At 71.3% G+C, this 23,097-nt stretch carries 16 protein-coding genes; 8 read left to right on the top strand and 8 right to left on the bottom strand.

Annotated elements, in window-relative coordinates; all coding sequences use genetic code 11:
• The coding region (locus ACIQTP_RS28095) for a transposase (protein ID WP_403404632.1) at positions 1-561 on the top strand (561 nt) is incomplete at its 5' end.
• 129 nt (positions 562-690) lie between these two features.
• Here ACIQTP_RS28095 and ACIQTP_RS28090 read toward each other — a convergent pair.
• Positions 691-1,611: an SMP-30/gluconolactonase/LRE family protein gene (locus tag ACIQTP_RS28090; RefSeq protein ID WP_403404629.1), complete on the bottom strand. Its 921-nt coding sequence runs from the start codon at positions 1,609-1,611 to the stop codon at positions 691-693.
• A 111-nt stretch (positions 1,612-1,722) separates the two neighbouring features.
• On the opposite strand from ACIQTP_RS28090, the gene ACIQTP_RS28085 reads away from it, so the two are divergent.
• Positions 1,723-2,229, top strand: coding sequence for a glutathione peroxidase (locus ACIQTP_RS28085; protein WP_402044338.1), 507 nt, complete (start codon positions 1,723-1,725; stop codon positions 2,227-2,229).
• Positions 2,230-2,334: 105 nt separating this feature from the next.
• Positions 2,335-3,183, top strand: a complete 849-nt coding sequence (locus ACIQTP_RS28080; RefSeq protein WP_403404626.1) for a MerR family transcriptional regulator — start codon at positions 2,335-2,337, stop codon at positions 3,181-3,183.
• A gap of 653 nt (positions 3,184-3,836) precedes the next feature.
• On the opposite strand, the gene ACIQTP_RS28075 is transcribed toward ACIQTP_RS28080, so the two are convergent.
• Positions 3,837-5,762, bottom strand: coding sequence for an MFS transporter (locus ACIQTP_RS28075; protein ID WP_403404624.1), 1,926 nt, complete (start codon positions 5,760-5,762; stop codon positions 3,837-3,839).
• A gap of 308 nt (positions 5,763-6,070) precedes the next feature.
• Positions 6,071-8,809 carry a D-alanyl-D-alanine carboxypeptidase gene (locus tag ACIQTP_RS28070; RefSeq protein WP_403404621.1) on the bottom strand — a complete coding sequence of 913 codons (2,739 nt, stop codon included), beginning with the start codon at positions 8,807-8,809 and terminating at the stop codon, positions 6,071-6,073.
• 230 nt (positions 8,810-9,039) lie between these two features.
• On the opposite strand from ACIQTP_RS28070, the gene ACIQTP_RS28065 reads away from it, so the two are divergent.
• From ACIQTP_RS28065 to ACIQTP_RS28055, 3 genes are all read left to right on the top strand, one after another.
• Positions 9,040-9,795 carry a GPP34 family phosphoprotein gene (locus ACIQTP_RS28065; RefSeq protein WP_067372212.1) on the top strand — a complete coding sequence of 252 codons (756 nt, stop codon included), beginning with the start codon at positions 9,040-9,042 and terminating at the stop codon, positions 9,793-9,795.
• 424 nt (positions 9,796-10,219) lie between these two features.
• The gene (locus tag ACIQTP_RS28060) at positions 10,220-11,077 is read left to right on the top strand and encodes a helix-turn-helix transcriptional regulator (RefSeq protein ID WP_067372209.1); all 858 of its coding nucleotides are present in this window, start codon (positions 10,220-10,222) and stop codon (positions 11,075-11,077) included.
• A 247-nt stretch (positions 11,078-11,324) separates the two neighbouring features.
• Positions 11,325-11,534: a DUF397 domain-containing protein gene (locus ACIQTP_RS28055; RefSeq protein WP_403404616.1), complete on the top strand. Its 210-nt coding sequence runs from the start codon at positions 11,325-11,327 to the stop codon at positions 11,532-11,534.
• A 147-nt stretch (positions 11,535-11,681) separates the two neighbouring features.
• Here the strand turns inward: ACIQTP_RS28055 and ACIQTP_RS28050 are convergent, their stop codons facing one another.
• Positions 11,682-12,521: a hypothetical protein gene (locus ACIQTP_RS28050; protein WP_402044358.1), complete on the bottom strand. Its 840-nt coding sequence runs from the start codon at positions 12,519-12,521 to the stop codon at positions 11,682-11,684.
• A gap of 119 nt (positions 12,522-12,640) precedes the next feature.
• Between ACIQTP_RS28050 and ACIQTP_RS28045 the strand changes: the two genes are divergently transcribed.
• Complete coding sequence (locus ACIQTP_RS28045; protein WP_403404613.1) at positions 12,641-13,426, top strand: SDR family oxidoreductase; 786 nt, start codon at positions 12,641-12,643, stop codon at positions 13,424-13,426.
• A 359-nt stretch (positions 13,427-13,785) separates the two neighbouring features.
• Positions 13,786-15,366 carry a sodium:solute symporter family protein gene (locus ACIQTP_RS28040; RefSeq protein ID WP_403404610.1) on the top strand — a complete coding sequence of 527 codons (1,581 nt, stop codon included), beginning with the start codon at positions 13,786-13,788 and terminating at the stop codon, positions 15,364-15,366.
• A gap of 547 nt (positions 15,367-15,913) precedes the next feature.
• Here the strand turns inward: ACIQTP_RS28040 and ACIQTP_RS28035 are convergent.
• From ACIQTP_RS28035 to ACIQTP_RS28020, 4 genes are all read right to left on the bottom strand, one after another.
• Complete coding sequence (locus ACIQTP_RS28035) at positions 15,914-17,029, bottom strand: ADP-ribosylglycohydrolase family protein (protein WP_403404607.1); 1,116 nt, start codon at positions 17,027-17,029, stop codon at positions 15,914-15,916.
• A 120-nt stretch (positions 17,030-17,149) separates the two neighbouring features.
• Positions 17,150-19,786, bottom strand: a complete 2,637-nt coding sequence (locus tag ACIQTP_RS28030; RefSeq protein WP_403404605.1) for a tetratricopeptide repeat protein — start codon at positions 19,784-19,786, stop codon at positions 17,150-17,152.
• Positions 19,787-19,814: 28 nt separating this feature from the next.
• Complete coding sequence (locus ACIQTP_RS28025) at positions 19,815-20,390, bottom strand: hypothetical protein (RefSeq protein WP_403404602.1); 576 nt, start codon at positions 20,388-20,390, stop codon at positions 19,815-19,817.
• 93 nt (positions 20,391-20,483) lie between these two features.
• Positions 20,484-23,069 carry a bifunctional FO biosynthesis protein CofGH gene (locus ACIQTP_RS28020; protein ID WP_403404599.1) on the bottom strand — a complete coding sequence of 862 codons (2,586 nt, stop codon included), beginning with the start codon at positions 23,067-23,069 and terminating at the stop codon, positions 20,484-20,486.
• Positions 23,070-23,097 lie beyond the last annotated feature (28 nt).

Raw genomic sequence — 23,097 nt, 5'->3', positions numbered from 1 at the left:
GAAGTCGCCCACCCGGAGGATGTCGAGCCGCACCAGCCTGCTTATGTCGGGCTCGGACCGCCCACCCTTCCCCGCTACCGCACCCCACCGCGAGCCGTCTCCGTCCTCGCAGCGGAGGCGGGTGCGCAGACGTTCACCGAGGTGACCTGGAGGCAGGGCAGCAAAGGCACGATGACCTCACGGTTCGCGGTGCTGACAGTGCGGCCCGCGGGCAAGCAGTCCCTGGCCGCAGCTCAGGAGGCGGGCGGCGGCCGCAACCGCTGGGACGGCGTCCTGCCCGTCCAGACACTCCTCGTCGAATGGCCGGACGGCCAGGACACTCCGACGGACTACTGGATATCGAACCTGCCCGCCACCACACCGGCCGCTGACCTGGTGCGGTGGGCCAAGATGCGCTGGCGGATCGAGCACGATTACCGCGAGCTCAAGCACGGCCTCGGGCTGGACCACTTCGAAGGCCGCACCTGGCGCGGCTGGCACCACCACGTCACCCTCGTCACCGCCGCTCAGGCATTCCTCACCCTCAGGCGACTCGACCCAAAAGTCCGCACACCGGCCTGACCCTCTACCAGGTCCTCGACGTTCTTCAGGACCTGCTGAGGTGCTGGACCGGTACCTGCACCACCTGCGGACGCCCCCTGCCCAGCCCTCGGAGCAGCCGCAGACAGCCCACAACCTAACGAAGCACTACTAGATGCGGGGGGCGCCGGTCGCCGACATCATCAGCGAGTACAAGGATGTGGACGCCGTGATGAAGAGGCGGTTGTTCTTGGGGCCGCCGAAGGTGATGTTGGAGACCCTCTCGGGGACCAGGAGCCGGCCGATGAGGGTGCCGTCGGGGTCGTAGCAGTGCACCCCGTCGTCCAGGGCGGCCGCCCACAGCCTGCCCTCGTCGTCGAAGCGGATGTTGTCGAAGTGGACACCCTTCTTTGCTTCCGCGAAGGTCCTCCCGTCCGCGAGGGTGCCGTCGTCGCGGACATCGAAGACGCGGATGCGGGCGGCGCGGGAGTCGGAGACGTACAGCTGCCGTTCGTCGGGCGAGAAGACGACGCCGTTCGGCCCGTCGAAGCCGTCCGCGGCGAGCCGTACCTCGCCGGTCCCCGGGTCGAGGCGGTAGACGTGGCACGCGCCGATCTCCGACTCGGCCCGGTGGCCCTCGTAGTCGCTCAGGATCCCGAAGTCCGGGTCGGAGAACCAGACCGAACCGTCCGACCGTACGACCGCGTCGTTCGGGCTGTTGAGCCGCCTGCCGTCGTAACGGTCGGCGAGGACGGTGACCGAGCCGTCGTGCTCCGTCCGGGTCACCCGGCGGTTGCCCTGCTCGCAGCTGATCAGGCGGCCCTCACGGTCCAGGGTGTTGCCGTTGCTGTTGCCCGCGGGGGTGCGCAGGACGCCGACCGCGCCGGTGGGTTCGTCCCAGCGCAGGATGCGGTCGTTGGGGATGTCGCTCCAGATCAGCTGGCGCCAGGCGGGCACGTACAGCGGGCCCTCGGCCCAGCGGGAGCCGTCGTGGAGGACCTCCAGCCTGCCGTCGCCGTTCGTGCAGCGGCCGGTGACGAAGCGGTCGTCGAGTACCTCGTAGATGCCCTTGATCGTGTTCGCTGTGGTCACGTTCGCGACCCTACCGAGCGGACGGGGACCCGGCCGGGCGGGCGCTGAGCCGATGCGGGGCGGACGGCGGCCGGCGGCCGGGGCGACATCAAGCGGAGTTAGCATCCGTTTATGACTACTGACAGTTCAAGCAGTTCCGTGCTCGACGTCCAGATCGACTCCCTCCAGGGCGGCTCCGCGGACCTCGGCCAGTACCGCGGCAAGACCGTGCTCATCGTGAACGTGGCCTCCAAGTGCGGGCTGACCCCGCAGTACGCCGGGCTGGAGAGGCTGCACGAGCAGTACGCGGGGCAGGGCTTCACCGTGCTCGGCGTGCCCTGCAACCAGTTCATGGGGCAGGAGCCCGGCACCTCCGAGGAGATCGCCGAGTTCTGCTCCGCGACCTACGGAGTCACCTTCCCGATGACCGAGAAGGTCGAGGTCAACGGGGACGCGCGGCACGAGCTGTACCAGCGTCTTGTGGACACCGCCGACGGCGAGGGCCACAGCGGTGACATCCGCTGGAACTTCGAGAAGTTCCTGATCGGGCCGGGTGGGGACGTGGTGGCGCGGTTCTCGCCGCAGACCGAGCCGGAGTCGGCGGAGGTCGTGACGGCGGTGGAGAAGGCGCTCGCGTAACTCCGGGTTCCGCTCTTGAGAGCCGTTGGTTGACCTTGCCCCTGGGGCAGGGAGCAGCGTCCTTTGTCACCGGGCGGAAGGCGCCCGGTGACGGAGGATGGGCTCGTGCGACAGGAACTGCTCACGATCGGCGCGTTCGCCGCCCGCGCGCGGCTCTCGCCGAAGGCGCTTCGGCTGTACGACCGGCTCGGACTGCTCGCTCCGGCCCACGTCGACGAGGTCAGCGGATACCGCTACTACCGCGCCGACCAGGTCGAGCGCGCCCGCCTGGTCGCGCTGCTGCGGCAGCTCGACATGCCGCTCGCGCGGATCGCCGAGGTGGTGGAGGCCGGGGCGGCGCAGGGTGCCGCGCTCCTCGCCACGTACTGGGCGGATACCGAGGCCCGGTTCGCTTCGCAGCGGACGCTCGCCGAGTACCTCCGTGGACGGCTGTCTGGGAGGAGTACCGACATGTACGGAAAGTTCGTGGTCGAGACGGTGGATGTGCCGGAGCGGGTGGTGCTGACGGAGAAGCGGCACACGCTGGCGGATGAGCTGCCGGTCTGGATTCCGGCCTCGCTGGCGCGGTTGGAGGACGGGGCGCGGGAGTGCGGCGGGACGACCGACTCGCCCTTCGTCGTCTATTACGCCGAGGTCAGCATGGAGAGTGACGGGCCCGCCGAGTCGTGCGTGCCGGTCGCCGACGAGGAGGCTGCGCGGGCGTGGGCCGAGAAACGGGGGCGGGCGTCGGGGATCGGGGTGCGGGTGGAGCCGGCGCGGCGGCTCGCGTACGCGCGGATCACCAAGGCGCAGGTGGCTCATCCGCAGATCATCACCGCGTTCGAGGCGGTTGAGGCGTGGATCGGGGAGCGGGGGCTGTCGTACGACGGTCCCTGCCGGGAGGTGTACTTCGCGGACTGGGATGCGGCGGGGCCGGAGGACGTGGTGTGTGACGTGGCGTTTCCGGTGAAGTGAGACATGGACGGGGCGGGCACCGGGGGTTTCCTCGCCCCCGCCGCCCCTACCCGTCCCATCCCCACCCGGGGGCTCCGCCCCCGGACCCCCGGGTGGATTCTTCGGCTGCGGGCGAGTGGGGGCCGATCGCGCAGTTCCCCGCGCCCCTGAAGGGCTGGGGCTTCGGGGCGTAGCCCCGGGCCCCAGGGGCGCGGGGAACTGCCCGGCCAGCCCCCACCGGGCCGCGGCCGAAGAACTTCGGGCGGACGGGGGACGTGGGGCGTAGCCCCGGTCCTAGGGGCGCGGGGAACTGCCCGGCCAGCCCCCGCTGGGCCGCGGCCGAAGAACTTCGGGCGGACGGGGGACGTAGGGCGTAGCCCCGGTCCCAGGGGCGCGGGGAACTGCGCGGCCAGCCCCCACCGGGCCGCGGCCGAAGAACTTCGGGCGGACGGGGGACGTAGGGCGTAGCCCCGGTCCCAGGGGCGCGAGGAACTGCCCGGCCAGCCCCCACCGGGCCGCGGCCGAAGAACTTCGGGCGGACGGGGGACGTGGGGCGTAGCCCCGGTCCCAGGGGCGCGAGGAACTGCGCGACCAGCCCCCACCGGGCCGCGGCCGGGGATCCTCGGGCGGGTGGGGGGGCCTGGGGGGTCGTGCCGACCGACGCACCCGTCAGGTCAGCGCAGTTCCTGGGGGCACGGGGTTCCCCGGGGGAGTTGGTACGGGGCCGCCAGACGGTAGGTGCCGGGGGCCGGGGCCAGGAGTTCCGTCCACTTGTCGCCGGACGCGTTCTCCGGGGTCTCCATGAGGCAGCCGTTGAGGTTGTCGTACGTCTTCGGCGTACCCTCCGCACGGTGCTTGGACTTCTGCGTCTCCTGCGGCGGCTTCACGCTCTTGCCCTTGGCGTCGACGAGACCGAGCCACGGGGAGTACGGAATGCGAATGAGAACGCGGCCCGCCTTCTTCACCTCGATGGTCAGTTCGCCCTGCTCCGCCCGGTCGACGACGGCCGGCGGATCGGCCAGCGGCGTGGGATCCGTGACCGAGAAGAGCTGCCAGTTCGCGTCGCCCCAGATCTGCCGGAGATAGGGCATGCCGCGCTGGACCAGCCGGCGCTCGCGTTCGCCGCCGTCCCCGTCCGGTTCGCCCTTGGGCAGCACCACGTAGTGGACGGCCCAGCGCTGAAGCCACTCGTGGTAGTTCGCGGAGTTGAGGGTGTCGTCGTAGAAGAGCGGGTTGCGCTCCATGTCGGCCTGGCGGTTCCAGCCGCGGGCGAGGTTCACGTACGGCGCGAGCGCGGACGCCTCGCGGTGGGAGCGGGCGGGGACCACCTCCACGCGGCCCTTCTCGGCACCGACCACCTGGAGCTGGTTCACCAGCGGAGCGAGCTCGCGGGCCCAGGACGCCGCCGGTGTCGTATGGATGATGTCGTCGACCGACTTGAAGCCGATCCACCCGACGAATCCGGCGAAGGCGAGGACGGTCGCGTACCACTTGCGTGACTTCGGCACGGTGAAGGGGAGCGCGGCGAGCAGCACGACGCCCTCGAGCAGCATCGCCAGCCGGGTGATGTTCGAGCCGATCTGCGAGCTGATCAGCCACACGAGGAGCACGGCGAGTCCGTACACCGCCGCCGTGATCCGGACCGTCTTCCACTCCTTGGGAACGAGCGCGAAGACCAGCCCGGCGGAGATCAGCGGCAGCGAGGCCGAGCCGAAGGACATGGGCTGGGTGCCGGAGAAGGGGAACAGCCAGGCCGAGAGCGCGACGACGACGGTCGGCGCGATGCCGAGCGCGTACGCTCCGGGGCGGCGCTTCTGGAGGAAGAGGGCCACCGCGACCAGGCCCACGAACAGTCCGGCGACCGGCGACGCGGCGGTCGCCAACGCGGCGAGCGGCGCCGCGCACAGGGCCTTCGCCCAGCGCTTGTAGCGCCAGCGGTACGGCCAGCAGAAGACCACGGCCGCCGCGGCGAGCCCGAAGACCATGCCGAGGCCGTACGTCACCCGCCCCGATATCGCGTTGCAGATGAGCGCGAAGACACCCGCGAAGGCCGGGGCCAGCGGCTGCCGTATCGCGCGGCTGCGGATGAGGATCATCGTCAGCAGGCCCGCCGAGATCGTCCCGGCGATCATCATCGTCGTACGGACGCCGAGGACCGACATCAGATACGGCGACACCACGCTGTACGACACCGGGTGCATACCGCCGTACCAGGCGAGGTTGTACGCCGAGTCCGGGTGCCGTCCGACGAACTCCGCCCACGCGTCCTGCGCCGCGAGGTCTCCGCCGCTGTTCGCGAAGGTGAAGAACCAGACGACGTGCAGGAGGCCGGCCACGACGGTGACGAAGGCGACGGGATGGCGCAGGGCGAAGGCCTTGAGGCGGGTACGTCGGCCCTGCGTCTCGGACTCCGGCGTCTCGGACTCCTGCGTCTCGGACTCCGGCGTCACGGACTCCCGCGGCTCGTCGTCCTTGGGGCCGTCGGTGGCGTGTGCGGGCAGCCGTATTCGCGCGCCCGGTCCGCGGTCCGGTTCAGGACCTGGTCCGGGGCCAGGGCCAGGATCGGCGTCGTCGGCGTGTGTCGGCTCCGCTGTCGCCACTGCAAGGCTCCCGTGTCCCGTTTTATCGTGTTCGGCCCGGGACCCGCGGCCCGCGACCTGCCCCCGATTCTCGCGACGCTAGCACGCACCCCGCCGGGGAGCTCCCGAGTGGGGCGCCCCGACGGGGTGCGGTGCGTTCGTGCCGCGCTCACGGCGGGCTCACGGCACGTTCACATGGCGTTCGGGACGCTTCCGGCGTACGGGGGATACGCCCCCTGCCGGAAGCGCGCCCCACTCGTACGCCCGTACCCGTACCCGTACGCCCGTACCCTCCCGCGTAGGTCCGCTCGGCTCGCTGCGCAGGCCGCTCAGCTCACGCGGGTCAGCTTGGCGCCGAAGCCCGGCTCGGCGAGGTCCTTCTGGAGCTCGACGGGAACCTGCACGGCGCTGCTGCTGCCGCCGTCGCCCACGGTGAGCGAGCCCACCTTGGTGCCGGCCTTCGCGGAGTGCGGCAGCTCCGAGGAGACGAAGGACAGCTTGACCTTGAGCCCGGCCCAGCCGACCGCCGTGACGTCCTTGGTGATCACGACCGGCGTACGGCCGCCGAGCCCGTCGTCGACGTAACCGACGACATCGCCCTTCTTCAGGATCGTCGCGGACTTCAGCGAGGTCTGCGCGGCGCGGATCAGCTTGTCGCCCGCGGCCAGGGCGCCGCCGAGGATGGTGTTGTCATTGCCGCCGGGGCCCTGGCTGATCACCGCGCCGACGATGGTCCGCACCTCGCCGCCGATCTCCTTGGTCGCCGCGAAGACGAGGTTGCCGCCGGCCGCGGTGGTGGTGCCCGTCTTGATGCCGATGACGTTGTTGGAGCCGACGAGGTGGTTCCAGTTGCTGTGCCTGGTGCCCTTGTAGTCGGTGTACTCCATCATCCGGGCGACCTCGCGGAAGGAAGCGTCCTTCATCGCCGCCTTGGCCAGCTCCACCTGGTCCGCGGCCGTGCTCACGGTCGTCTTCGTCAGGCCGGACGGGTCGGTGTACGTCGTGTTCGTCATCCCGAGTTCCTTGGCGGCGGCGTTCATCTTGGCGACGAAGGCCGTCTCGGAACCGGCGTCCCAGCGGGCCAGCAGCCGGGCCACGTTGTTCGCCGACGCGATCAGGACGCCCTCCAGGGCCTCCTTCTGCGTGATGGTGTCGCCCGCGTGCACGTTGACGGTCGACTCGTCGCCGGCGTCCGACTGGTCCTCGGCCTTCTGGTCCACCTTGATCTTCGCGCCGTCACCGGACTTGATCGGGTGGTCGCGCAGGATCAGGTACGCCGTCATCACCTTGGCGACGCTCGCGATCGGCGCCGCCTTCTGCTCGCCGGACGTGCCGAACGAACCGATGCCCTGGACGTCGAGCGCGCCCTGACCGGAGGACGGCCACGGGATGGAGGCGCCGCCGCCGCCGAAGGTGTAGCTGGATTCGGCGGTGAGGTCGAGCGTGGGGGTCGGCAGCGGCCGGACCGACTGTGCGACCGCAAAGATGACCGCGAGCAGCAGGACCAGCGGCGTCCAGATCTTCACCCGGCGCGCGAGCGTCCGCACCGGGGTCTGCGGGGGCGGCGGCGTGTTCGTCAGCTCGGCCAGCAGGTCCAGCGGCGGCTTCGGCGGCAGCGGCTGCTGCGTGGTGCGCTCGGGGCCGACCTGAGGGAGGGCGGCGGTGGCGTCGGCGGGGGCCACACCGGAGGGCGAGGAGGAAGCAGAGGGAACGGACGGGGTCGCGGTGGTCTTCGGCTTCAGCCTCGACACGGGTTCGTCGAGGGGCTTGAGGGCGACGAATTTGCTGGTGCGCTCGGACGGGGTCTCGGGCTTCGGCCGGTCCGTCTTGGACTGGTCCGTCTTGGGCTGGTCCGTCTTGGACTGGTCCGTCTTGGACTGGTCCGTCTTGGGCTGGTCGGCCTTCGGCTGGTCCGCGGGCTTGTCGGTGGCCGGTTTGGCGCCGCCCAGCTTGAGCATGGTGGTGGGCTGGTCCACCGCCGGGCGCTTCGGCGCCTTGAAGATGGCGGTGGGCTGATCGACGGGGGGCTCGGGCGCGGCGTCGGTGTCCGAGGTGTCCGAGGTTTCCGGGGTGTCCCGGGCTTCCTTCGCGGACGGCGAGTCGTCGGCGGACGTCGAATCGTCGGCGGGCCGCGTGTCCTTGGCGTCCTCGACGTCCGAGGAGGCCTCGGGGGTCGCGGAACCTTCGGGACCTTCGGAGTCCTTGGAGTCCTCGGAGTCCTTGGAGTCCTCGGGGGTCTTCGCCGAGGTCTCGGACGCGTCCTCCGTAGAGCCCTTCGCCTCCGCCGCCTTCGCGTCTTCGGTCTCGGGCTTGGTCTCGGACTCGGCGTCCGACGTGGACTTCGCGTCCGTCTTCGGTTCGGCGTCGGCGTCGGCGTCGGCGTCGGCATCATCCGCAGCCGTGCCCTCGGCCTCAACTTCAGCCTCGGCATCAGACTCGGCATCAGACTCGGAGCCGGAGTCGGACTTGGCGTCAGAGTCCGCGTCGGAGTCGGAATCGGCATCAGCGTCGGCATCGGCATCGATGTCAGCACTGGCGTCGGACCCCGAAGCCGACTCCCCGTCAGCCTCCTCCTCAGCCCCAGCCTCCGCCTCGGTCTCAGCCTCAACCTCCGCCTCAGCCCCGGTCCCGGTCCCGGCCTCACCCTCGGACCCGGCGCCGTCCCCCTCCGCCGCCGTACCGGCCTTCTCCGCCCCCTTGGAGGCCTTGTCGGGGTCCTCCGGGCCCTTGGAGGCTTCCGGAACCTCGGACTCCCCCTCAGGGGCCTCCTCGTCCGCCCCTGCGACCCAGGCGGCCACGGCCTCGCGCAGTCGCGCGTCCTCCGCGGGGCCCTTCCCTCCGGACCCGGCGGAACCTTCCGCCAACGCCCGCGTCGAGAACACCGCCGTCGCCTGATCCACCCGTACCGTGGCGGCCCGTTCGCGGGCCACCGCCAGACGGGGATCGGCCGCCGCTGCGGCGGCGGCCCGGATCGGGCCCGGAACCGCGGCCGGGGTCCCCGGCGTCGCTTCTGCCGACGACGCCGACGACTCGTGCTGCTTCGACCTGTCGGGGGACTCGCCCGCCACCGATGCCTCCTCCGTGCGCCACCCACCGGGCGCCCAACGAACCGTGAACCCTTGACCCGCCGCCCGGACATCGCTGTCCGAACCATGTACCAGTGTCCTGTGTGCGGGCTTAACCCCTGCGGTAGACGAGAACGACATACCTGCTGGTTCCACCACGAACCGGTCAGGCACTCTCGACAGACCAATGTGAGAGGGGTCACCCTGTCATTCATCCACGCGGGGAGGCATGGATGGGCAGGAGCCGCAGAACTCTTCCGGAAGAGCTTCTGCTGCTGGCGTTGGACCCGACCACGGGTACCACCGCACAGCCGCAGTCGCTCGACCTCGGTCTGGCCGGAGCACAGCTAGTAGAGCTGGCGCTGGCCGGACGGATAGCCCCAGACGGGGATCGTATCGCCGTGGTGCAGCCACGGCCGACTGGAGATCCAACACTGGACTGTGCGTTGGAACTGCTTCGCCGACGCGGAGCACCCGTACGCGCGGTCAACTGGATTGGCGGACCCCGACTGGGGCTGCGCCAGACCTACCTCTCGCATCTGGAGAGGTGCGGCATGGTCCATGCCGTGGCCGGCCAGATGTGCGGGGTGCTTCCGACGACTCGCTACCAAGCGACGGACACGGAGATCAGCCGGGAGATCAGGTCCCGGCTGGACAGCGCGATCCGCACCGGCGTACCGCCGGACCCGCGGACCGCGGCGCTCGCCGCGCTGGCCCATGCGGTCGGTCTCGGCAAGCACCTGTATCCGGGCAACGAGGGACGCTCGTCCCGCTCCCGGCTACGGGACCTGATCAGGCATGACCCCATGGGCGGCCTCGTGGCCCACGCGGTCATGGACGTTCAGAACGGTGTGGGTGCACAGCCACGCCGCAACCCGGCACCGGCAGGCCGCCCGGCCACCGCCGGAGTCAGGTCCGCACCGGAACCCGCCCGCGGTGTTCCGATGCAACCGCGCCACGGTTCCATGGCGCGCGCCGTGGTCCACTGAGCCGCAGTCCCACGGCGCCACCAGGCACCGCACGCACCACCAGGCACAACTGCACCGCCACGCACCACAATGAGCACCGCCACGCACCGCAGGCACGACCCCAGCGCCGCACCGCAGTCCCCAAGACCCGGTTCGGGAGCCGCTGGCTCGCGCGGGGCGGTGGGGCCGTACGTCCGGACGACGACACGGCTCCACCGCCCCGCGCGGCCGCATTTCGCGGGCGTCGCGCATCTGCGGGCGGTGCGGCGGTACGAGTGAAGGCGACGTACGCGTACGCGATCTGCGCGATATGTACGCCGGATCTCCGAACTGGCGTGTACCCAGCGCATATCCGGTGTTTTCCAGCGGTAGAACGCACCTTGGTGGCAGTCTGCTCAACAGCAGATACGCAAAGTAGAGGCCCGCAGCCGGAGGTGCACGTCCCGTGGCGTCAAGTGTCAATCCCACCGTCCGGCGGCGCCGGCTGGGCCAGGAGCTGCGCCGGCTCCGCGAGCTCAAGGGCATGACGGCCGAAGAGGTCGCCGAGCGTCTGCTGGTCTCGCAGTCGAAGATCAGCCGGCTGGAGAACGGACGGCGCAGTATCAGCCAGCGTGACGTCCGCGATCTGTGCGGGGTCTACGAGGTCGAGGACCACCGGATCGTCGACTCCCTGATGCAGATGGCCAAGGACTCGCGCCAGCAGGGCTGGTGGCACTCCTTCGGCGACATCCCGTACAGCGTCTACATCGGGCTGGAAACCGACGCCGCGTCACTTCGCGTCTACGATCCCCAGGTCGTCCCGGGTCTCCTGCAGACCCGGCCGTACGCCGAGGCCCTGATCGCGGGCGCGCTGCCGGAGACCGCTTCCGGCGACATCGACAAGCGCGTCCAGGTGCGGCTGCGTCGACAGGAACGTATCTCCGCCCCGGAGAACCCGCTCCGGCTGTGGACCGTCCTCGACGAGGCCGCCCTGCGTCGCGTCGTCGGCAACCGCTCCCTCATGCGCGACCAGCTGGAACACCTCGTCGAACAGTCCCAGCTCCCGCACGTCACCGTGCAGGTGATCCCCTTCGACATGGGCGCGCATCCGGGACTCAACGGGCAGTACGCGATCCTGGAGTTCCCCGACGCGGCCGACTCCAGCGTGGTCTACATCGAGGGTGTCACCAGCGACCTGTATCTGGAGAAGGCGAACGACGTCCAGAAATACAGCGTGATGTACGAGCATCTGCGGGCGCAGGCCCTGAACGTGGAGCAGTCGCGGCAGTTCATCGCGGACATCGCCAAGGAGTACGCGCGCTGACGCGCACCCCTGAGAACGGGCCCCGTCGGGAAAGTGCCGGACAGTACACCCTCACCACGCCGAGACGGAAGACTCCACTGGAATATGCCACCCGGACGAGTGAACGGTCACTTCGTCCGCCGATGTTGGCGAGTAGCGTCGATCACGCCACCGAGCAACAACGTTGGCGCAAACCGCACGGCGAGTTCCGTAGCGAACTCGCAGTGCGGTGACAGCAACTCTCAACAACTGGCTATCCGGAGCGAACATGGCAATCCAGCAAGGCGCCACGGACACGTGGACCAAGTCCTCCTACTCCACCGGCAACGGCGCATGTGTCGAGGTCAAGTCCCCGGTTCTCGCGGCGATGGCCGTACGGGACTCCAAGGTGCCCGCGGGCCCCACGCTGGCGTTCCCCGCGGACTCGTGGAACGCCTTCATGGCCGAGGTCAGCCGGGGGGCTTTCGACCTCGTCTGATGCGTCGACATCTGCATCCACCACCACAACTGCACCGACCAACCGCATACGCACCACCGAAACAGCCCTCTCGACTGGCCCGCCGTCCTAGCCGAGGGGGCTACCCCTTTTTTGGGCTCGGTTCGCCTCCGAGGCGCAGAAGCCTGTTCAGCGCAAGGTGTCCACGTAGCGGTCCGTCCCCGGCACCGTCGGAATGAACGGGGCCACCAGCTCCACCTTCCCCAAGCCCCCTTCCGCCACCGCCTCCTCCAGTCCGCCGAAGTGGTCCTCCCAGCACTCCCTCGGGTCCGTCTCCAGGAACCACAGGAGGGTCAGCCGGGTGTCGACGCCCTCGACCTGCTTCACGTACGTCATGCGGTCGCCGGGGAGTGGTGTGGGGCGGAAGAGGGTCACCATCGCGGCCGGGGAACCCGCCAGGCGCCGGGGGAGGTGGCGGGCGCGCAGCCACTCCAGCAGTTCGGCACGCCGGGCGGCGGAATCGGCGTCGACGACCTGGAGGACGAGGCCCGCGTAGGGGTGGTCCAGGGCGTGGAAGTCGCGGGGACCGGCGGCGCCGTCGCGGTACACGGTGGCCTCGTGGTCCTGGAAGGCCGTGAAGACATGTGTCCGGTCCTGGTACACACGGCCGTCCCGATTGAGCCGTTTGTTGATGCCGACGGTCCACCTCATGTGGTCGTCGTAGCGGCCCTCGGTAACCCAGTACGTCGAGAGGTAGCAGCCGGCGGTGACCGGCTGGGCGACCGCCGACTTCTCGGGGTACCGCAGGAGCTGGAGGTCGCGGGTGGCGACCCAGCGGCGGCCCGCGTACATCCAGGGCATGGCCATCGCGCCGGCGTAGTAGTGGTCGTCCTCGTACCAGCGGTTGTACGCGTACTCGTGGCCCGGGTGCGGCTCGACCATGGTGATCAGGGCGTGGCCCGGGTGGACGCCGTACGGGCCGAGGGCGGCCAGTTCCGCGTACACCTCGCTCCGGGTCTCCTCCGACATGACGATCCCCTTCCTCGCTCTTCCTTCCTCCGCCGGACGCCCATACTCTGACGGTCCGTCAGACAATGCGCCAGAGCCACGTCAGGGCGAACCGAGCCACAAAAAAGGGGAGGCCTCGGATGTCACTGCTTGCGGGGAGGACGGTCATCGTCTCGGGGGTCGGCGCCGGGCTCGGCCATCAGGTCGCGGCGGCCGTCGTACGGGACGGGGGCAACGCGGTGCTGGGGGCGCGCACGGAGGCCAATCTCGCCTCGTCCGCGGCCGAGCTCGACCCGGACGGCGCGCACTCGGCGTACCGGGCCACGGACATCACGGACGAGAAGCAGTGCGAGGCGCTCGCGGAGCTCGCGACGGAGCGGTTCGGGCGGATCGACGCGGTGGTGCACGTGGCGGCCTGGGACAGCTACTTCGGCGGCCTGGAGGATGCGGATTTCACCACCTGGCAGTCGGTCATCGACGTGAATCTGCTCGGCACCCTGCGGATGACCCGGGCCTGTCTGCCCGCGTTGAAGGTGTGCGGCGGCTCGGTCGTCATCATCGGGACGCAGTCGTCGGTGGCCGCGCCCAGCCAGGTGCGGCAGGCGGCGTACGCGGCGTCCAAGGGCGCGCTGACCAGCGCGATGTACTCGCTGGCGAGGGAGCTGGGCCCCCATCGCGTCCGCGTGAACACCGTGCTGCCCGGGTGGATGTGGGGGCCACCCGTCGAGGCGTACGTCCAGTTCACGGCGCACACCGAGGGCGTACCGGAGGCGGACGTGCTGAAGCGGCTTACCGAGCGGATGGCGCTGCCCGAGCTGGCCACGGACGGGGATGTGGCGGACGCCGCGGTCTTCCTGGCGTCCGACCGGGCGCGGGCGATCACGGGGCAGTCGCTGCTCGTGAACGCCGGCGAACTCATGCGCTAGCGCAACCGATGGTGGATTCCAGTCGCGGCCGTCCTCTCCCGGCCGTGCGGGACCCGCATCCCGTACGTCCGTCGAACTGTCGGTGTGAACCTGCCTGTGTGGTCTGACGAAGTGCCCGCTCATGGTGTGGTCCACGTCACGAGCACGACAACAGCCGTACGGGTAAAGTGGAGGCAAAATCGTTCTGCTTTCTGATCTGTGTTCATATCCGTGACCGGGAAGGTCTTGACCGCCCCCTCCGAACGGCGGTTCAATCCCCCAAAGTCCCCGCTCCCGCACGGGGGCGCCGCCCATGTGCGTACTGGCGAAGTGCCGTCCGGTATCTGCAGGTTCACAAGGCGGACCCCTGGAGGGGGCACATGAACGGCTTCGACTGGGCCGTCCTGGTCGCGTACTTCGGCGTCATGACCGCGATCGGTGTCTGGTCCCACAAGCGTGTGGACGATGTCAGCGACTTCTTCACCGCGGGCGGCAAGATGCCCTGGTGGCTGTCCGGCATCTCGCATCACATGTCGGGCTACAGCGCGGTGATGTTCACCGGGTACGCCGGTATCGCGTACACGTACGGCATCACCTCGTACGTCACCTGGGCACTGCCCATCGCCATCGGCGTGCTGCTCGGCGCGAAGCTGTTCGCGCCCCGGCTCAACCGGCTGCGGTCCCGGCTGCACGTGGCCTCGCCGCTCGAATACCTCAAGGACCGCTACAACGTGCCGACGCAGCAGGCGCTCGCCTGGTCGGGCATGCTGCTGAAGATCGTGGATGTCGGTGCGAAGTGGGCGGCGATCGCGACCCTGCTGAGCGTCTTCACCGGGGTCACGCTCACCCAGGGCATCCTCATCACCGGTGGCATCACGGCCGTCTACTGCACGATCGGCGGTCTGTGGGCGGACGCGCTGACGGAACTGGGTCAGTTCGTGATCCAGTTGCTGGCGGGGCTCTCGATGCTGATCATCGTGCTGAACAAGATCTCCGACCAGGGTGGCCTGTCCAAGGCTCTCGACTCGCCGAAGCTGCACGGTCACGCGAACGGATTCGCGGGCCCGTATCTGACGGTGTTCTTCATCGCGTACCTGTTCATCAAACTGTTCGAGTACAACGGCGGGATGTGGAACCAGGCCCAGCGCTACATGGCGACGGGCAGCGCCAAGCAGGCCACGAAGTCGGCCTTCCTGTCCGCCGGACTCTGGTTCGTGTGGCCGGTGATCCTGTTCATCCCGATGTGGCTGTCGCCGCTCCTCGTCACGGCGAAGAAGCCGGACGGCTCGGACGCGTACGGTCTGATGACCGAGCAGCTCCTCCCCCACGGGTTGCTGGGCCTGGTCGTCGTCGGCTTCTTCTCGCACACGATGGCCATGTGCTCGTCGGACGCGAACGCGATCGCCGCGGTCTTCACCCGGGACGTGGCCCCGGTTCTCTCCAAGGCCGCGCGCGCCTGGGACACCCGGACCGGCCTCATCGCGGGGCGGATCACGACCGTCGCCTTCCTCGGGTTCTCGATGGCGGTGGCGACGCAGGTCAACTCCCCCACCTTCAAGGACATCATCACGGTCGTCATCAAGTGGGTGGCGGGGCTCATGGGGCCGATCGCGATCCCGTTCATCCTCGGCCTGCTGCGACCGTTCCGTAAGTCCGGCCCGACGGCGGCGCTGGTCAGTTGGGCCTGTGGTCTGCTCGCGTTCTTCTTCGTCAACTACAACCTGGACTTCTCCCAGCGCACCGATGTGAAGCTGGAGTACCAGGTCTCCGTCCCGATGGTCATCTCCCTCATCCTGTACATACTCATCGGCTTCCTGAAGCCCGAGGACACGCCGGAGCGGGACGCGATCATCGAGAAGATCAACACGGATGACGACGGGGACGGGGCCGCTGCCGCGGCGATCCCGGCCCCGGCGGAAGCCGCGGACGGGGCCGGCACCGCCAGCCCGTCCGGCGTCTGAGCACCCCCGCCGGCCGGCAGTCGTCCGACTGCCGGCCGGCGGGGACGTCAGGCGGGGCCGTCCGCTCGGCCGCGGGCCCGCGGGGACGTCAGGCAGGGTCGTCGCTCGGCCGCGGGCCCGCGGGGACGTCAGGCAGGGTCGTCGCTCGGCCGCGGGCCCGCGGGGGCGTCAGGCGGGGTCGTCGCTCGGCCGCGGGCCCGCGGGGGCTGGTCGCGCAGTTCCCCGCGCCCCTGGGGCGGGGCTGCGCCCCGAATCGCCGCCCGCCCGTAGTCGTTCGGCCGCGGGCCCACGGGGACGTCAGGCAGGGCCGTCGCTCGGCCGCGGTCCCACGGGGGCTGGTCGCGCAGTTCCCCGCGCCCCCAGGCCGGGGCTTCGCCCCGCGTCCCCCGCCCACCCGACACGTATGGCCTCGGGCCGGTGGGGGCTTGGCGCGCAGTTCCCCGCGCCCCTTCAGGGGCGCGGGGAACTGTGCGGTTTTTGGGGGGTCCGGGGGCGCAGCCCCTGGGTTGGGATGGGATGGGTAGGGGCGGCGGGGGCGAGGCACGGCTTATGCGCGGGGGTACCGGGCCAGCCAGCCCGGGGAGGACCCGCCGGGGCCGTGCAGGGCCGGGCCCTGGGTCATCTCCATGGCGAAGTCGTCCGCCAGGGCCAGCATCGTGGGACGGCCCTCCAGCTCGGCCAGCCAGGCAGGCGGGAGGGCCGTCTCGCCGTGGAGGGCCCCGAGCAGCCCCCCGGTGAGGGCGCCGGCCACCCCGGAGGGCCCACCCTGGTTCACCGCGAGGCACAGGCCGTGCCGGATGTCCTCCCCCACCAACGCGCAGTACACGGCGACCGCGAGCAACCCCTCCGCGGTACCGTCCCCGGCCAGTTCCTCGACGCGCCCCGGCGTCGGCATCCCCTGCCGCACAGCCCCCAGCGCATGCTGGAGCGCGTCCGCCACAGGCTGCTGCCCCGGCCGCACCGCGAGGATCGCGAGCGCCCGCTGCACGGCCCCGTCGAGGCTCTCGCCGCGGGCCAGCGCGTGCACGACGACGGCGTAAGCGCCCGCCGCGAGGTACGCCGTGGGGTGCCCGTGCGTCTGCGCGGCGCACTCGACGGCGAGCTGCATCACGAGCTGCGGCTCCCAGCCGACGAGCAGCCCGAAGGGCGCGGAGCGGGCGGCGCCCTCGGGGCCGAGCTCGCCGGGGCTCTTGGGCGCGTCCAGCGTGCCCATGATGTCGTCGCCGAAGCCGATCAGGCAGGAGCGGGCCGGGTCCCGGCGGGCGTACAGCCACTCCTCGCGGGCCAGCCAGCCGTCGTCCTTGCGGCGCTCGTCGGGGCCCCAGTCGCTCTGGGTGGCCGCCCAGCGGCGGTACGCCCGGTGGAGGTCGGTGGGCGGATGCCAGGCGCCGGTGTCACGGCGTACCTGGGCGCGTATCAGACCGTCGAGGGTGAAGAGGGTCAGCTGGGTGAGGTGGGTGACGGCGCCGCGCCGCCCGTGCCCGAAGGCGAGGTCGACAAGCCCCTCCGCGCCGTGGGCCTCCCGGATCTGCTCCAGGGTGAGCCCGTCGACCGGCGCCCCGAGGGCGTCGCCGACGGCCGCGCCCAGCAGGGTCCCGCGTACCCGGCTACGGAAGTCCTGCTGCTCCGCACGGCCCCAGACGGCACCGGCTGTCGCACCCACCGAGACCTCCCCAGGCACCGTCCGTACGTCCGACAGCTCAGCACTGTAATCGACCGGGAACGGTCCGTTCAGGACACGGATCGGTATGCGAAGTGTGACCCGAGTGAACCAAGTGCTCGCTTATGAACGGCGTTCGGCCGTGTTTTCCGCGGCGATCCGCTCCTCGAGCGGGGCGAGACGGGCCCGCTCGGTGTCGGAACTCAGTTCGAGGGCTCGGTCCAGGTCCGCGCGCGCCTCCTCGAACCGCCCGAGCCCGAGCAGGGCCCGCACCCGGCAGACGAGGATCGGCGCCTCGTCGGGGCGCAGGGCGCGCGCCCGGTCGAGGTCGGCCAGGGCGCGGTCGTGGGCCCCGCGTTCGAGGTGGAGCTCGGCCCGTTGGCGCAGTGCCCAGGGGTAGTCCGGCTGGAGGGCGAGGGCCTGGTCGAGGTCGGCGAGCGCCTCCTCGGGGCGGCCCAGCGCGCCGCGGCAGACGCCTCGGCTCGCGTACGCCGAGGCGTAGCCGTCGTCGAGGGCGAGAGCCCGGTCGTAGTCGGCGAGGGCCTGCGCCGGGCGGCCGGCGACGCGCAGGGCGTCTCCGCGTTCGCACAGGCCCCAGATCCCGTCGGGGTACAGGCGGACCGCCTCGTCGAGGTCGGCCAGTTGGCGCCCGTGCTCGCCGCGGGTCCGCCACACGCGGGCCCGGCGGATCAGCGCCCAGGGGTACTCCGGTTTGAGTTCCAGCGCGCGGTTGAGGTCCGCGAGGGCTTCGTCCGGTTGCCCCAGCAGCTGACGGACGGCGCCCCGGGAGGCCCAGGCGAAGTGGTGGGAGGGGTCGAGTGCGATCCCGCGGTCCAGGTCTTCGAGCGCCGTGTCGTAGTGGCCGAGAATGCGGTGGTACTCGCCGCGTACGGAGACGGTCGGGGCGTGGTCCGGCGCGAGCGCGTCGGCCCGGTCCAGATCGGCGAGGCCCGCCTCGTGGTCGCCGAGGCCGCCGTGGCTGAAGCCCCTGCCGCGGTACGCCCGCGCCAGTTCCGGATCGAGCGCGATGGCCCGGTCGAACTCCGCGAGCGCGGGCGCGTACGCGCCGGCGTGCCGCAGGGCCCGTCCCCGGGCCACCCGGGCCCGGGCCTGCCACCGCTCGTCGAACCCGGTCCGGTTCAGCAGCAGCCCGAGCGCGGCGGCCACTCCGCCGTCCGCGAGCGCCGCCAGCAGGTCGCGCCCCCAGGTCCGTACGAGCTCCGTGTCCGTGTCCTCGCCCGCCTCCGCCAGGCCCCGTGCCCAGCGTTCGGCGAAGACACCGCCGTCGGCGCTGTCGCAGGCGTCCACGAAGTCCCGCAGCACGAGTGGCAACGCGGTGCGGGCGTTCGCGCACAGCCGGTGGTACGACTGCGCGAGCCGCAGTTCCCGACAGCCGCCGTCCGCCCACACCTCGGCCGCGTCCAGGCCGGCTTCGGCCTCCGTCCGCCAGTGCCCGAACGTCTCCGCGAGCCGGGTGTGCCGCTCCGCCCAGCCGCGCGGGGAGCGCAGCCGCTGCAGGCGCAGCATCGGGGCCCGTACGACGTCGTGGTACTGGATCCGGTTTCCGCGGTCGGTGACGAAGGGGAGCCCGCGGAGCCAGCCGAAGAGGGCGTCGGCCTCGGTCTGCGGGCAGTCCACGGCGGCTTGGAAGACGTCCGCGTCGAGGTGGCGGGGCAGGGCGCAGGCGAGGGCGGCGGCGCGGCGGACGGGGTCCTGTTCCCATTTGAGGAAGCGTTCGACGGCCGTGGCGCTCGGGTCGCCGATGTCGTCCGGGTCACCTGGCCGGGACTCGGCGAGGGTGGAGACGAGGACGGGCAGTCCGCCGGTCAGCCGCAGCACCTCCTCGACGACGGGTTCGGCCACGACTCCCCTGTCGGCGAGCAGGCCGCGTGTCTCGGCCGCCGTGAAGGGCGCCAGCGGTACGTCCGCCACGAAGTCGGCGAGGCCGCCCCAGCGGGCGGTGTCGAAGGGGCGCTGCCCCGCCGTCACGACCACCACGTTCGCGGGCAGGGCGCCGTGCCGGTCGGTCGTCATCACGTCGTGCAGCCAGCCGTCGAGGAAGGGCGCGGTCCGCTCGTACGTGTCGAAGACCAGGACGAGCCAGGGGGCTTCCGTGGCGACCCCGGCCAGCTCGTCGAGCAGCACCGGGGTGAGCACCCGCTCGGGCGACAGGACGAGCTGCGCGTCCTCCTGGCTGCGCAGGCGGGCCCCGATTCCGGCCCGCAACCGGTCGGCCCCGTGGGCGAGTTGGGCCGGGTCGACGGCACCGGCGAAGGCGCCGACACCGGGCACGAGGCCGAGCCCGACCAGACTCGCCCGGGCGGCGGTCAGACTCGCGGCGGACGGCGCCGACGGCTGGAGGTCGGACGCCGGCGCCGGCGCCGCCGCTGCCGCCGACTCGGCCTCGTGGCTGCGCTCCCGGTGGGTGGCCAGCAGACGGTCGAGGTCCTTGAACCGGTGCCCCTGCCGGGCGAACCGCGCGCTGATCGCCGCCATCGTCTCGGGCAGGCTGCCGACGCCGTCGTCGACGTACGCCGTCAGCGCCCCGCGGGCCCGGGCGACCTGCTCCAGCTCCCTTACGAGGAAGGTCTTTCCGACGCCCGCGTTGCCGTGCACGTGGAAGAGGAAACGGTGTCGCTCGTCCTCCGGAGGGAGGTCGAGGTTCTGCCGGAACGCGGCGCGCTCGGCGGCCCGCCCGACGAACCCGTGCCGTCTGCGCTGCCCGATCAACTCCTGCATCGACGGCCGCGCACGCCCCATCCGTCCGCCCCCTCCATCGCCCCGGCCGTTACTTCACCACGGTGACCTTCGTACCCTTGCTGCCGAACGCCCAGACGGCGTCGCCGTCCGCGCTGTGCATACGGATCCCGCCGGTCCTCACGCCCGCCGCGGGTTGCGGCGAGGAGCCGTCCTGGGCGTTGGAGAACGCGATGTTCACGCCGGACGCGACGGTGAAGTAGACGATGTTCTCGACCTTCGTGCCGTCCGTCCCCGTGGTGGAGGGGACGGTGGTCGACACCGCGTACCGGCCCGGCGCCGGGCTCACCGTGCCCGGCCACACCGCGAAGGTGCGGCGGACGGCCTCGCCGGTGTCGACGAGCCACACCCGCCGCTGGGCGAGCGAGTAGACGATCCGCCGTCCGGTGCCCGAGCCGTCGGGCACGGCGACCGGCTCGGCCTTCTTGGGCGAGGCGGAGGGCCGCGGGCTCTTCGACGCGGACGGCTTCGCCCCGGCGGCGTGGGCGGCGGTCGGGTGCGCTCCTTGGTCGGCCTGCGCGGCGAGGGCCGTGACGCCCACGACCGCCGCCGCGGTCAGTCCGGTGACCCAGATCCAGGAGGGAAGCCGTCGGGCAGGCACGGACACGCAACTCCTCAGGCTCACAAGGCTTCTGGGCCCTCCACCGAGGGTCGGATCATCGTACTCCGACGCGCCCGGGGCCACCGCACGCTTCGGCCGTCAGTCCAGGACCGGCAGCAGCTCCGGCAGGTGCCCGTCGGACGCCTCCGCCGCCCGCTGCCGCTCCTCGGAGACCTCCCCGTACAGGGTCGTCCGCGGCTTCGCCGGACGCCCGGCCGCCTCCGCGATGGCGATGAGGTCCTTGACGGACTTGTACGAGCCGTACGAGGAGCCCGCCATCCGGGAGATGGTCTCCTCCATCAGCGTGCCGCCGAGGTCGTTGGCGCCCGAGCGGAGCATCTCCGCCGCGCCTTCGGCGCCCAGCTTCACCCAGCTGGTCTGGATGTTGGGGATGTGCGGGTGGAGCAGGAGGCGGGCCATGGCCACCACGGCTCGGTTGTCGCGGGTGGTCGGGCCCGGGCGGGAGATGCCCGCCAGGTACACCGGCGCGTTGGTGTGGATGAACGGGAGCGTGACGAACTCGGTGAAGCCGCCGGTCTGCTGCTGGATGCGGGAGAGCGTGCGGAAGTGGCCGAGCCAGTGGCGGGGCTGGTCCACATGCCCGTACATCATCGTGGACGAGGAGCGGATGCCGAGCTCGTGCGCGGTCGTGACGACCTCGATCCAGGTCGCCGTGGGCAGCTTGCCCTTCGTCAGGACCCAGCGGACCTCGTCGTCGAGGATCTCCGCCGCCGTACCGGGGATGGTGTCGAGGCCCGCCTCCTTCGCGGCGGTCAGCCACTCACGGATGGACATCCCCGTACGCGTCGCGCCGTTGACGACCTCCATCGGGGAGAAGGCGTGCACATGCATGCCGGGGACGCGCTCCTTCACCGCCTTCGCGATGTCGAAGTAGGCGGTTCCGGGGAGGTCCGGGTGGATGCCGCCCTGCATGCAGACCTCGACGGCCCCGAGCTCCCAGGCCTGCTGGGCGCGGTCGGCCACCTGGTCCAGCGACAGCGTGTACGCGTCGGCGTCCGTGCGGCGCTGGGCGAAGGCGCAGAAGCGGCAGCCGGTGTAGCAGACGTTGGTGAAGTTGATGTTCCGGGTGACGATGTACGTGACGTCGTCGCCGACGGCGGACCTGCGCACGTCGTCCGCGATCCGGCAGAGGGCGTCGAGCGCCGGACCGTCCGCGTGCAGCAGGGCGAGCGCCTCGTCGTCGGTGAGCTTCGTCGGGTCGTCGGCCGCGGTCGCGAGGGCCGCCCGTACGTCGGTGTCGATGCGGGAGGGCAGCATCCCGGGCGCCGCCGCCTCCCGCAGCGCCTCCCAGTCGCCGTACACGAGGTCGAAGTCGTCCCGGCGGTCGCCGGTGCGCCCCTCGGTGTCGATGGTCCGGTGCAGATCGGTGCGCCCCGACGCCGTGAAGGCCTCCTCCGGCTCCTGCCAGGGGTGCCCCTCGACGACGGCGTCCTCGAGGGCGAGCCCCGTCTCCGGGTCCGCGAGCGCCCGTACGTGCGGCAGCAGCCGCGGGTCGAGCCAGGGCTCCCCGCGCTGCACGAACTCGGGGTACACGCACAGCCGCTCGCGCAGTTCGAAGCCGACGGCGCGCGACTGCTCGGCCAGCTGCTCGATCTGCGGCCAGGGCCGCTCGGGGTTGACGTGGTCGATGGTGAGCGGCGAGACCCCGCCCCAGTCGTCGATCCCCGCGCCGATCAGCCGCCCGTACTCACTGTCCACCAGGTTCGGCGGGGCCTGGAGGCAGGCGGCCGGTCCCATGATGTGCCGCGCGACGGCCACCGTGGCGACCAGCTCGTCCAGTTCGGCGTCCGGCATCCCGCGCATCGCCGTGTCCGGCTTGGCGCGGAAGTTCTGGATGATCAGTTCCTGGATGCCGTGGTACGACCGGGACACGCGCCGCAGCGCGAACAGCGACTCGGCGCGCTCCTCGTACGTCTCCCCGATCCCGATCAGCAGCCCGCTGGTGAAGGGAACGGACGACCGCCCCGCGTCCTCCAGGACCCGCAGCCGTACGGCGGGCTCCTTGTCCGGAGAGCCGTAGTGCGGACCGCCGGGCTCGCTCCACAGCCGCGTCGCCGTCGTCTCCAGCATCATGCCCATGCTCGGCGCGACGGGCTTGAGCCGCTGGAAGTCGGTCCAGGACATCACCCCCGGGTTGAGGTGAGGCAGCAGCCCCGTCTCCTCCAGGATCCGGATGGAGATGGCACGCACGTACGCGATCGTGTCGTCGTACCCGTGCGCATCCAGCCACTCCCGGGCCTCGGGCCAGCGGTCCTCGGGCTTGTCGCCGAGCGTGATGAGGGCTTCCTTGCAGCCGAGTTCCGCGCCGCGCCGGGCGACGTCGAGGACCTCGTCCGGCGACATGAACATCCCGTGCCCGGCGCGGCGCAGCTTGCCCGGCACGGTGACGAAGGTGCAGTAGTGGCACTTGTCACGGCAGAGGCGGGTGAGGGGGATGAAGACGCTCTTGGAGTACGTGATCACGCCGGGGCGGCCGGCCGCCTCCAGGCCCGCGTCCCGCACCCGGGCGGCGGACGAGGCGAGGTCGTCCAGGGCCTCGCCGCGCGCCTGGAGCAGCACCGCGGCCTCGGCCACGTCGAGGGCGACACCGTCACGGGCGCGTTTGAGGGCGCGACGCATGGAGTTCTCGGTCGGGCCGGTTCCGGAGGTCGCGGAAGTCGTCATCCTTCGAGCATACGATCGCGGTGATCAG

It is taken from the genome of Streptomyces sp. NPDC090798 (genome assembly GCF_044768965.1).
Lineage (GTDB): Bacteria > Actinomycetota > Actinomycetes > Streptomycetales > Streptomycetaceae > Streptomyces.
The sequence above is the reverse complement of the archived record's forward strand: the minus strand, read 5'-3'. Positions and strand labels throughout refer to the sequence as shown.